Source organism: Streptomyces sp. NPDC041796 (assembly GCF_055590785.1).
Window position 1 is genome coordinate 385082 of the sequence record NZ_JBVJAH010000001.1, and the last position, 11585, is coordinate 396666.

General features: G+C 72.7%; 10 protein-coding genes. 5 read left to right on the forward strand and 5 right to left on the reverse strand.

All coding sequences use genetic code 11. From position 1 onward, the window contains the following. Nucleotides 1–60 precede the first annotated feature (60 nt). Nucleotides 61–1677: an MFS transporter gene (locus tag ACZ6C1_RS01785; RefSeq protein WP_469236716.1), complete on the forward strand. Its 1617-nt coding sequence runs from the start codon at nt 61–63 to the stop codon at nt 1675–1677. A 60-nt stretch (nt 1678–1737) separates the two neighbouring features. Here the strand turns inward: ACZ6C1_RS01785 and ACZ6C1_RS01790 are convergent, their stop codons facing one another. Then, the gene (locus tag ACZ6C1_RS01790) at nt 1738–2565 is read right to left on the reverse strand and encodes an aldo/keto reductase (protein WP_469237153.1); all 828 of its coding nucleotides are present in this window, start codon (nt 2563–2565) and stop codon (nt 1738–1740) included. Between the two features lie 44 nt (nt 2566–2609). Continuing rightward, nucleotides 2610–3485: an NAD-dependent epimerase/dehydratase family protein gene (locus ACZ6C1_RS01795; RefSeq protein WP_469236719.1), complete on the reverse strand. Its 876-nt coding sequence runs from the start codon at nt 3483–3485 to the stop codon at nt 2610–2612. Between the two features lie 45 nt (nt 3486–3530). Here ACZ6C1_RS01795 and ACZ6C1_RS01800 point away from each other — a divergent pair, with 45 nt between their 5' ends. The 4 genes from ACZ6C1_RS01800 (at nt 3531) to ACZ6C1_RS01815 (ending at nt 7155) form a co-directional block, all read left to right on the forward strand. Next, nucleotides 3531–4043, forward strand: a complete 513-nt coding sequence (locus ACZ6C1_RS01800; protein WP_469236720.1) for an Lrp/AsnC family transcriptional regulator — start codon at nt 3531–3533, stop codon at nt 4041–4043. Between the two features lie 29 nt (nt 4044–4072). Further along, complete coding sequence (locus tag ACZ6C1_RS01805) at nt 4073–4462, forward strand: MerR family transcriptional regulator (RefSeq protein ID WP_469236721.1); 390 nt, start codon at nt 4073–4075, stop codon at nt 4460–4462. After that, nucleotides 4459–4794: a thioredoxin gene (gene trxA, locus ACZ6C1_RS01810; RefSeq protein ID WP_469236723.1), complete on the forward strand. Its 336-nt coding sequence runs from the start codon at nt 4459–4461 to the stop codon at nt 4792–4794. Before ACZ6C1_RS01805 ends, trxA begins: the two co-directional genes overlap by 4 nt. A 138-nt stretch (nt 4795–4932) precedes the next feature. Then, a complete protein-coding gene (locus ACZ6C1_RS01815) occupies nt 4933–7155 on the forward strand; it encodes a HelD family protein (RefSeq protein ID WP_469236725.1) in 2223 nt (740 codons plus the stop codon). Here the strand turns inward: ACZ6C1_RS01815 and ACZ6C1_RS01820 are convergent. The 3 genes from ACZ6C1_RS01820 to ACZ6C1_RS01830 all read right to left on the reverse strand — a co-directional run bounded on the left by ACZ6C1_RS01820 (nt 7145) and on the right by ACZ6C1_RS01830 (nt 11213). Next, on the reverse strand, nt 7145–7450 hold the full coding sequence (locus tag ACZ6C1_RS01820; protein ID WP_469236726.1) for a hypothetical protein: 306 nt from the start codon (nt 7448–7450) through the stop codon (nt 7145–7147). The genes ACZ6C1_RS01815 and ACZ6C1_RS01820 overlap by 11 nt on opposite strands. A 56-nt stretch (nt 7451–7506) precedes the next feature. After that, nucleotides 7507–9717 carry a 1,4-alpha-glucan branching enzyme gene (gene glgB / locus ACZ6C1_RS01825; RefSeq protein ID WP_469237155.1) on the reverse strand — a complete coding sequence of 737 codons (2211 nt, stop codon included), beginning with the start codon at nt 9715–9717 and terminating at the stop codon, nt 7507–7509. Between the two features lie 113 nt (nt 9718–9830). After that, complete coding sequence (locus tag ACZ6C1_RS01830; protein WP_469236728.1) at nt 9831–11213, reverse strand: maltokinase N-terminal cap-like domain-containing protein; 1383 nt, start codon at nt 11211–11213, stop codon at nt 9831–9833. Between the last annotated feature and the right edge of the window lie 372 nt (nt 11214–11585).

The following is an 11585-nucleotide window of genomic DNA, read 5'->3' on the forward strand; positions in this document are numbered from 1 at the left end:
AGCAGTGTGTAATTGCACACCACTGTGCAAGAGAGTGTCGTCGGAAGGGTGGAACGAGCCATGCGCCTCGTCATGAACGAGCCGGTGGAGAGGATGGAGCGGCCGTACGCCAAGCGCTGGTGGGCCCTGCTCGTGCTGTGCCTCAGCCTGCTGATCATCGTGATGGCGAACACGGCCCTCACCGTCGCCGCGCCCGACATGACCCAGGACCTCGGGCTGACCAGCTCCGACCTCCAGTGGGTCATCGACGGCTACACCGTCCCGTACGCGGCGCTGATGCTGCTGCTCGGCGCGATCGGCGACAAGTACAGCCGGCGCGGCGCGCTGGTCCTCGGTCTCGTGGTCTTCGGCGCGGGCTCCGTCGCCGGGTCGCTCGTCGATTCCTCCACCGGCGTCATAGCCGCCCGGGCCGTGATGGGCGTCGGCGCTGCGATGATCATGCCCGCCACGCTGTCGCTGCTCGCCGCCACCTTCCCGCGCGCCGAGCGCGCCAAGGCCATCGTCCTGTGGACGGCCACCGCCGGTCTCGCCATCGCGGCCGGACCGCTGGTCGCCGGTGCGCTGCTGGAGAACCACGGCTGGGCGTCCACGTTCCTGATCAACGTACCCGTGGCCGCCCTCGCGATCGTCGGCGCCTTCGCCCTCGTCCCGCCGTCCAGGGCCGCCCGGCACGGGCGCATCGACTACGTCGGCGGGCTGCTCTCCGTCGTCTGGACCGGCGCGCTCGTCTACATGATCATCCAGGGTCCGCACTTCGGCTGGGACGCCAAGGCCGTCGGGGCGGCGGTCGTCGCGGGCGCCGGACTGGTCGCCTTCGTCGCCTGGGAGCTGCGCCACCCGCGTCCCGTCCTGGACGTCCGCCGCTTCCTGAACCGCGGCTTCGCCGGCTCCAACCTGGCCGTCGCCCTCTTCTTCCTCGCCGTCTTCGGTGCCTTCTACTACCTCACCCAGCACCTGCAGTTCGTGCTCGGGTACGACCCGTTCGACACGGGCGTGAGGATGCTGCCGCTGGCCGGCGCGGTGTTCGCCGGCTCGGCGCTGACCGGCTTCCTCACCCCGCGCCTCGGCATGAGGGTCACCGTCACGGCGGGCATGACCCTCGGCACCCTCGCCCTCGCCCTGCTGACCCGGGTGGACGCGGCTTCCGGATACGGCGACTTCGTCGCCCCGCTCGTCATCCTGGGCGTCGCGATCGGCCTCGCGCTGTCCCCCTGCACCGACGCCATCATGGGCGCGTTCCCCGAGTCCGAGCTCGGTGTCGGCGGCGCCGTCAACGACACGTCGCTGGAGCTGGGCGGCTCGCTCGGCATCGCGCTGCTCGGCTCGGTGCTGGCCTCCTCGTACTCCTCGCACCTCGCCGACGCCACCGAGGGCAGCGGACTGCCCGCCTCGGCCCTCGCCACCGCCCAGGACTCGGTCGGCGCCGGGTACGCCGTCGCGCACGGCATCGGCGAGCAGGCCGCCCACGCGGCTCCGGCGCAGGCCGCCCAACTCGCCGAGGGCGCCCAGCGGATGACCGACGCCGTCGGCTCGGCCTTCTCGGACGCGGTCGCCCACACCAGCCTCGTCGGCGCGGCGATCCTGGCCGTCGGCACGGTCCTGGTGGCCGCACTGCTGCCGGGCCGGAAGGCGCGTACGGAGGCACCGGCCGAGGTGCGCGAACCCGAGCTCGTCTGACGCCCGGCACGCCGGGCCCCCGACCGCTGGGTCCGTGACGTGCCGCCGGGGGGCCGCACGTCACGGACCGAGCAGCTCCAGCTCCCGCTCGTCCAGGACCACTTCCGCCGCCGCGGCCGAGTCACGGGCCGTTTCCGGACGGCTCGCCCCGGGGATCGGCACGACCACCGGCGAGCGGGCCAGCGCCCACGCGAGGGCCACCCGCTGCGGGCTGACCCCCCGCTCCCGGGCCACCCGGTGGAAGGCGCCGAAACGCGGGTCCACCTCCTGCGCCGAGGCGCCGTCCAGCGAGCTGCGCGAGATACCGCCCAGGGGGCTCCACGGCAGGAACGCCAGACCCAGCTCGGCGCAGAGCCGCAACTCGGGCTCGCCGTCCCGGACGGCGGGGGACCAGCGGTTCTGCACGGAGACCAGCCGGTCGCCCAGGATCTCGCGGGCGAGGTGGATCTGCGCCACGTCGACGTTCGAGACCCCCGCCATCCGGATGGTGCCCGCGTCCAGCAGCTCGCGGAGCGCGCCCAGCGACTCGGCGTACGGCACGGCAGGGTCCGGCTTGTGCAGCTGGTACAGCCCGATCGCCTCGACCCCCAGCCGCTTCGCCGACGCCTGCGCGGCCCGCCTCAGGTGGGCGGGGTCGCCGTTGACGGTCCAGCCGCCGTCGGGGGTGCGGCCCCGGCCGCCCTTGGTGGCGACGAGGACCGTGTCGCGGGCGCCGCCGTACGCCGTGAGAGCGCGGGCCACCAGCAGTTCGCCGTCTCCCGGCTCGCCGCCGATCGGCGCGTGGTACGAGTCGGCCGTGTCGATCAGGGTGACGCCCGCGTCCAGCGCGGCGTGGACGGTCGCCAGGGCGCGGGCCTCGTCCGGGTGGCCCTCGATGGACAGCGGCATGGCGCCGAGTCCGACGGCGCCGACCTCGACGTCCCCGACGCGCCTCACGCCCGCCCTCCGAGCGTCTCGTCGACGGCCCGTTCCAGCCAGTCGGACGTGTGCCGGAAGGTGTAGCCGAGTGCCGTGGCGCGGCTGTTGTCCATGGCGTACGAACGACGGAACGAGAAGGGGGACACCTCACCCACCTCCACTTCCTGGAACACCGCGCGGCGACCGAGCCGCGCCTCGATGGGCGCGCAGATGCCGGCGGTGGTGAGCGTGCCGTGGGACGCGGCGTTGACGGGCCCGGTGAATTCCCGCCCGGCCGCCCAGGCCAGGAAGTCGGCGATCTCCTCCACGTAGACGTAGGTCGCGGGGTGGTTGGTGGCGGGTACGGCGATGGGCCGCCCTTCCCGGATCCGGTCCGCGTAATGCGTGAGGCGCCCGGTGAAATCGTCGCCGCCGCCCAGGACATGGGCGACGCGCACGGCCGTGAACGCCAGGGCCGGGTCCTGGGCGAAGACGGCTTCGGCCTGCCGCTTGCCCTCGCCATAGGGGAGGTCGGCGCCCAGGTCCACGGCCACCGTGCGCGGGTCGACGGCCTCCTCCCGCACGGGCGAGGCGGAGTCCTCGTACTCGTAGACCTCGACCGTCGACGTCATCACATAGCGACGGGTACGCGGCCCGAGCACGCGCCGGGCGATGTCGGCCTGCATCGGGGTGTAGCAGACCTGGTCGACGACGACGTCGAAGGTGAGCGAACCCAACGCCTTTTCCAGGGCCTTTTCGTCGTCGCGGTCGGCGACGAGGTGAAAGGCCCCGGCGGGCGGCGCGGACGACCCGCGATTGAGGACGAAGACGCGGTGTCCCGCGTCCAACAGCCGCTCTATGAGGCGCTTTCCGAAATACCGGCTCCCGCCGATCACGCAGATATCAGGCATGGGCACCAGTGTTACGGTGTCGGGCCGCAGCCTGAAGGGGGAACCATGGGAGATCCGGCCGCCGCGCCCAAAGAACAACGGCATCTGCGCCCCGCCGCCGATGAAACGACGGCAGTCTCTTTCGACCAGGTGGACCGGCAGATTCTGGAGCTCGTCCAGACCGACGGCCGGATCAAGTTGAGCGAGCTCGGACGCCGTGTCCGGCTCAGCCCGGCGGCCGTCGCCGAACGCGTCCGCCGCCTGGAGGGATGCGGTGCCATCACCGGGTACGGCGCGCATGTGTCGGCGGCCCGTCTCGGCTACGGCATCCAGGCGTTCATCCGGGTCGACCCGCACGGCGGCTACACCTTCAAGCACCCCAGGACGCTGGAGTTGCTGGCCCGGCCCGAGGTGCTGGAGGCCCACCACGTGGTGGGAGAGGACTGCTGGATCCTCAAGGTGGCGGTGACGGACACGGTCCACCTGGAGGACGTCCTGGAGCAGACGTCGGCGCTGGGCCGTACGACCACGTCGGTCGTGCTGTCCTCGCCGGTGCCCCGCAAACCGCTGTTGCCTTGACCCCGACGTCAAGCCCTACCGTCGTGCGTATGCGAATCGGCGAGCTGGCCAAGCGCGCGGGTACGACCACGAGGACCCTGCGCTACTACGAGTCCCGGGGCCTGCTGCGGGCCCGGCGTGCGGAGAACGGCTACCGCACCTACGACGAGAACGACCTGCGGCTGCTCCAGCAGATCCGGACGCTCCAGGACTTCGGGTTCGACCTGGAGGAGACCCGCCCGTTCGTCGACTGCCTTCGCGCCGGACACCCGGCCGGGGACGCGTGCCCGGCCTCGCTCGACGTCTACCGGCGCAAGCTCGACGAACTGGACGGCCTGATCGGCCAGCTCCGCTCGGTACGCGCCGAGGTCGCCGCCCGGCTCGCCCTGGCGACCGAGGTCCCCGAACCACGCTGCGAATTCGAGAGGACGACGGAATGAGTCACGCCCCTGGGGTGCCCGAGGTGACGGACGCCGACTTCGGCACGGAGGTCCTGTCCGCCGACCGCCCGGTCCTGGTGAAGTTCACGGCCGACTGGTGCGGCCCCTGCCGCCAGCTCGCCCCGGTGCTGAGCGCGCTCGCCGCCGAGGAGGCGGACCGGCTGAAGGTGGTCCAGGTCGACGTCGACAGGAACCCGGAGACCACGGCGCGGTACGCGGTGCTGTCGACGCCGACGCTGATGGTCTTCCGCGCCGGCGAACTGACGCGGTCGATGGTCGGCGCCCGCCCGAAGCGCCGGCTGCTCCAGGAACTGGAAGACGTACTGGCCTGACGGCTGAAGCACAACAGCTACGCCCCGGTCGTATTGACGGCCGGGGCGTTTCTTCGCGTATATTTAATAGTTCGTGTGTGGGCACGGCGCATCGCACACGGAATTCAATAAGCGCACCGTATCGCGTCAGGAGTCGGATTGTCAACCGAGGAATATCGGAAAGAGCAGCAATTCATCCACGAGCTCTACGCGCGACTCGACCACCTGCGGGCCGAGGCCGAAACCGCCGTCCAGGCCGCCCTCAAGGACGCGGGCACCGGCTTCCAGGCGCGGCTGGAGCGGGATGTGCTGGTCGCCGAGCAGTCCGGGCTGCTGGCCGCGTTCGACGCGGGGGAGAACGGCCTCTGTTTCGGGCGGCTGGAATTCCAGGACGGCCGCGACCACCACATCGGCCGCATCGGCATCCGCGAGGACGACGAGGAACGCACTCCGCTCGTCGTCGACTGGCGCGCCGACGTCGCCCGGCCGTTCTACCTCGCCACCGGGTACGAACCGATGGGGCTGCGCCGCCGGCGCCACATCACCACCAAGGGGCGCGACGTCACCGCCCTGCACGACGAGATCCTCGACCTGACCGACACCACCCGCACCGGGCACGAGGGCCACGACGCCGACGAGGTCCTCCTCGCCGCGCTCGACGCCGCCCGCACCGGGCGCATGAGCGACATCGTCCAGACCATCCAGGCCGAGCAGGACCGCATCATCCGCGCCCCGTACCAGGGTGTGCTCGTCGTCGAGGGCGGCCCCGGCACCGGCAAGACCGCCGTCGCCCTGCACCGCGCCGCGTACCTCCTCTACGCACACCGCGAGCAGCTCGCCCGCCGCGCTGTCCTGATCGTCGGACCCAACCCCGGCTTCCTCGGCTACATCGGCGAAGTCCTGCCCGCGCTCGGCGAGACGGGAGTGCTGCTGGCCACCATGGGCGAGCTGTTCCCCGGCGTCCGTGCCACCGGTACCGACACCCCCGAGGCCGCCGAGATCAAGGGCCGCGCGAGCATGGCCGACACGCTCGCCCGGGTCCTCCGCGACCGGCAGACCGTGCCGCCCACCGACGCGCCCCTCGAAATCGCGCACGACGACTACGGCACCCTCCTGCTGGACCGGAACATGGCCGAGGACGCCCGCTGGGACGCCCGCTCCACCGGCCTCCCGCACAACCTCGCCCGCCCCCGCTTCGCGTTCCGGATCATCGACGCCCTCACCGACCAGCTCGCCGAACGGCTCGGCGCCGACCCCTTCGGCGGCCCCAACCTCCTCGACCCGTCCGACATCACCCAGATGCGCAAGGAGATCGCGGCGAGCCACCACGTCCACGCCGCGATCGACGAGCTGTGGCCCATGCTCACCCCGCAGGCGCTCGTCGCCGGTTTCCTCGCCGAGCCGGACGGCTACCTCCCGGACGGCGAGGCCGAGTTCGTCCGCAGGACGGGGGGTGACTGGACCGAGGCCGACGTACCGCTCCTCGACGAGGCCGCCGAACTGCTGGGCGAGGACGACACCGCCGCACGCGCCGCCGCCGAACGCGAGCGCAGCGCCCGTATCGCCTACGCGCAGGGCGTGCTGGACGTCAGCTACGCCTCCCGGACCTACGAGTTCGAGGACGAGGAGTCGGAGGTGCTCGGCGCGCACGACATCATCGACGCCGAACGGTTCGCCGAACGCCACGAGGAGGCCGACCACCGCAGCGCCGCCGAACGCGCCGCCGCCGACCGCACCTGGGCGTTCGGCCACGTCATCGTCGACGAGGCGCAGGAACTCTCCGCGATGGCGTGGCGGCTGCTCATGCGGCGCGTCCCCACCCGCTCGATGACCCTCGTCGGCGACCCGGCCCAGACCGGGGACGCGGCCGGCTGCGGCTCCTGGCGCGACATCCTCGGCCCGTACGTCGGCGACCGCTTCGAGCACGTACGCCTCGGCGTCAACTACCGCACACCCGCAGAGATCATGGAGGTGGCGGCGGCGGTGCGCCGCGCCGAGGACCCGGACTTCACCCCGCCCCGCTCGGTGCGCTCCACCGGCGTGGCCCCCTGGGAGAGGATCACGGACGACCTGGCCGGCGAGGTCACCGGCGCCGTACGCCGCGAACTGCCCGCCGAGGGACGGCTCGCGGTCATCGCCCCCGCCGCGCACCACCCCGCGCTGGCCGCCGTGCTGCCCGACGCCGCGCACGGCCCGAACCCCGACCTCACCCGGCCGGTCGTCCTGCTGGAGCCGCGTCAGGCGAAGGGCCTGGAGTTCGACACGGTGATCGTCGCCGACCCGGAGGGCATCCGGTCCGGCGGACCGCACGGCGTCAACGACCTGTACGTGGCGCTGACCCGCGCCACCCAGCGGCTGGGAGTCGTCCGCCTCAACGGCTGAGGTGCAGGCGGGCCAGCTCCTCGGGCGTGGGCGCGGGGGAGCCCGAGCTCCGCTCGATCCGCTCCCGCAGCGCGGCCGTGTCCCGCTGCCCGGTCGCCTCGACGACGACCGGGCCGCGCCACCCCTCGGGTGCGGTCAGGGTGACCCGTTCACCGTCGAGCGTGAACGCCTCGTACTCCCCGTCCGCCACGTCGATCGCTTCGAACTCCTGGGTCGCGGCCTCGAAGGAAGGCACGACGTACACCCAGTCGTCACGGTCGAACACCAGCAGGGTCTGCGCGGGAAGGTCGGTCATGGCGGTCATGGTCACTCGCCCACCGGCCTTCCCGCACCCCAATTTCGTACCGGCCGTCAGGCAGGCTTCAGCCACACCGTCGCCAGCGGCGGCAGGGTCAGCCGGACGTACCCCGCCTCCGGCTTCACCGGATCGGCGTTGCGTACGCCGCTGCCGCCGTACGCGGACGCGTCGGTGTTGAGGACCTCCGCCCACGCCGAGATCCGGTCCGGCACCCACAGGCGGTAGTCCTCGCGCACCACCGGCGAGAAGTTGCTCACCGACAGCAGCGGCGCACCCTGGGCGTCGTACCGCAGGAAGGCGAAGACGTTGTCCTCGGCGGCGTCACCCAGCGACCACTGGAAGCCCTCCGGGACGGTGTCCCGCTCCCACAGCGCGGGCGTCGACGCGTACACCGCATTGAGGTCGCGGACCAGGTCCCGCATGCTCCGGTGGTCGCCCGCCGAGTGGTAGTCGTCCTCCGTCAGCCACCACTCCGGGCCGTGCGCCTCCGACCACTCCGCTCCCTGGGCGAACTCCTGCCCCATGAACAGCAGTTGCTTGCCCGGGTGGGCCCACATGAAGCCCAGGTACGCGCGCTGGTTGGCGCGCCGCTGCCACCAGTCGCCGGGCATCTTGGTGACCAGCGCCTGCTTGCCGTGCACCACCTCGTCGTGCGAGATCGGCAGGACGTAGTTCTCGCTGTACGCGTACACCATCGAGAACGTCATCTCGTTGTGGTGGTACTTGCGGTGCACGGGCTCCTTGGAGACGTACACCAGCGAGTCGTGCATCCAGCCCATGTTCCACTTCAGCCCGAAGCCCAGGCCACCGCTGTCGGTGGGACGGGTGACGCCCTCCCAGGCGGTGGACTCCTCGGCGATCGTGACCACACCGGGGCAGCGGCGGTAGACGGTGGCGTTCATCTCCTGGAGGAAGGCCACCGCGTCGAAGTTCTCCCGCCCGCCGTGCTCGTTGGGCGCCCAGTCGCCGCCCTCGCGCGAGTAGTCCAGGTAGAGCATCGACGCGACCGCGTCCACCCGCAGTCCGTCGATGTGGAACTCCTCGCACCAGTACACGGCGTTCGCGACGAGGAAGTTACGGACCTCGGTGCGCCCGTAGTCGAACTCGAGGGTGCCCCAGTCGGGGTGCTCGGCGCGCCGCGGGTCGGGGTGCTCGTACAGCGGTGTGCCGTCGAAGCGGGCCAGCGCCCAGTCGTCCTTGGGGAAGTGGGCCGGGACCCAGTCGACGAGGACGCCGATCCCGGCGCGGTGGCAGGCGTCCACGAAGTACTTGAAGTCGTCGGGGGTGCCGAGGCGGGCCGTGGGCGCGTAGTAGGAGGTGACCTGGTAGCCCCAGGACGGGCTGTAGGGGTGCTCGGCGACCGGCATCAGCTCCACGTGGGTGAAACCCAGGTCCTTGACGTACGCGGGAAGCTGTTCGGCCAGCTCCCGGTAGGTCAGGCCGGGCCGCCAGGACGGCAGGTGTACCTCGTAGACGGAGAAGGGCGCCTCGTGGACGGGCCGGTCACCCCGGTGGGTCATCCAGTCGCCGTCCTGCCACGTGTAGTGCGAGGCGGTGACGATCGAGGCCGTCTCCGGCGGGCACTGGGTGCGGCGGGCCATCGGGTCGGCGCGCAGCGAGCAGTGGCCGTCGGGCCCGGTGACGGCGAACTTGTACAGCGCGCCCTCGCCCATTCCGGGGACGAACAGCTCCCACACCCCGGTGCGGCCCAGCGACCGCAGCGGCAGACCGGTGCCGGCGTCCCAGTAGTTGAACTCGCCGACGAGCCGGACCCCGCGCGCGTTGGGCGCCCACACCGTGAAGCGGGTGCCGGTGACGCCCTGATGGGTCAGGGGATGTGCGCCGAGCGCCTTCCACAGCTCCTCGTGCCGGCCCTCACCGATCAGGTGCAGGTCAAGCTCGCCGAGCGCGGGCAGGAAGCGGTACGGGTCGTCCACCTCGACGACCCCGGAGTCGTAGGCGACCTGGAGCGTGTACGCGGGCACCTCGGGCAGCGGCAGCACGGTCGAGAACAGTCCGTCGCCGTCGTCGTGCAGCTCGGTGCGCGCCCCGTCCACGAGGACGGCCACGCTCTTCGCGCACGGGCGCAGGGCCCGGACCGCGATGCCGCCGTCGACCGGGTGGGCGCCCAGCAGGGCGTGCGGGTCGTGGTGCTCGCCGGCGAGCAGCCGCCCCCGGTCGGCGGGGGAGAGCGGCGGGGCGCCCGGGACGGTGGTGCCGCCCGTGCGGGGCCCCGGTGTCGCGCCGGGAGGCGGGGTGGGCAGGGCGGTGGCGTCCCCGACCGGCGTCTTCCGGGTGGCCGGGGCCTTCGGGGTGGCGGGGGTACGGGTGGGACGACGGGGGGTCACGGGGGAGGGCCTCCTCAAGGGCGTTCACATCACGGAGTGGTGGTCTGCGCGGCAAGACGGCGGATGGCCGCCATCGGGACCGGGAGCCAGTCGGGGCGGTGCCGGGCCTCGTACACGACCTCGTACACCGCCTTGTCCGTCTCGTACGCGCGCAGGAGCGCGGGCTCGGCACGCGGATCGGTGCCCGAGGCCTCGGCGTACCCGGTGCAGTACGCGTCACGGCACCGCTCTGCCCAGTCCGGGTTCCAGGGGCGGTAGGAGCGGGCCGCGTAGTCGAAGGAGCGCAGCATGCCGGCCACGTCACGCACCGGTGGCTGGGGGCGGCGGCGCTCGGCGAGCGGCTTCGCGGGCTCACCCTCGAAGTCGATCACCGACCAGTCGCCGTCTCGGGTACGGAGGGTCTGGCCCAGGTGCAGATCGCCGTGGACCCGCTGGGCCCGCCACAGGCGGCTGCCCGTCGCCATCCCGCCGACCGCCTCGAAAGCGGCGCGCAGCCCGGGGACGTACGGCATCAGCGCCGGTACCGCCTGGGCGGCGGCGTCCAGGCGGCGGCTCATCCCGTGGACCAGGTTCTCGGTCTGCGGGCGGCCCAGCGCCACCGTGGGCAGGGCGTCCGCCAGCGCGGTGTGCACCTCGGCGGTGGCCCTGCCGAGCGCCCTTGCCTCGGAGGCGAAGTCGCGCCCGGCGCCGAGCGCGTCCAGGGCGAGCTGCCAGCCGTCCTGGGACCCGCGCAGGTAGGGCTGGAGAACCCCCAGGGTGGAGGCCTCCGGCCGGCCGTTGCCCGTCTCGTACCAGGCGACGGGCGCCGGGACGCGGGTGCAGCCCGCGCGGGCGAGCGCGAGCGGCAGCTCCAGGTCCGGGTTGGCCCCCGGGTAGACCCGGCGGAACACCTTGAGGATGAACGAATCGCCGTACACCAGCGAGGAGTTGGACTGCTCGGCGTCCAGTACGCGGGGCGTGAGGCCCTCCGGGATGGCGACGGTCCGGCAGAACCGCAGCGGGCCCATCGGGCCGGGGGTGCGCAATCGTTCCAGCAGGAGCGCCGCGAGCCGGGGGTCGCTGAGCCCCTCGTAGATCGTCCGCCCGGCGAGCGGGCCGTCCGGGACGTGGCCGATCAGGGCGGGCGCGAGCTGCGGAGGCAGGTTGCTCCGCACGCCCAGCAGTAGCTGGTAACAGTCGGCCTGGGCGGCCGTGGTGAGGCCCGGCTGCTGGACCCGCACCAGCAGGTGCAGCAGACCGGGGCCGGTGGTGTCGAGCGGGAGCAGTTCGGTGGCCGAGACGAGGGCGAACCCGGTGACGGGCCGCCCCTTCCCGGCGAACCAGCGCTGGCGCGGCAGCCATTCGTGGAGCAGCGGCACCAGGGAGGGGAGCAGGGCGACCGGGGCCCGGGCGGTGGATGCGGTCTCCGACATGGCAGCGCGTCCTTTCCCCGGGCACTACGAAATGCACAGAACGTGCAGAGTGTCCCGGAATGCGGCGAGTGCTGTCCGGCTGTGCGGGACGTGTCGGGCGGGGATGGTCGAGATAGACCCGAATCGACGTATGAGGGGGAGAGTGCCCAGGGCGGGGCGCCGGAAACGCCCCGCCCCGATGTCCTCACCCCTTCCCGGCCGCCCGGGCTCCGCCGTCGGTGCGCGCGTCACCGCTCCGCCCGGCCGCGCCCGGCCCGGCCGCTGACGCCCCATCGGCCGCCGCGACCCGGGCGGCCGTCCCGGGGCCGCCCACGCCCGCGGCGGGGCCCGTCTTCACCGGGCCCGCCGCGGCGTCGGCGGCGCGTGCTCTCC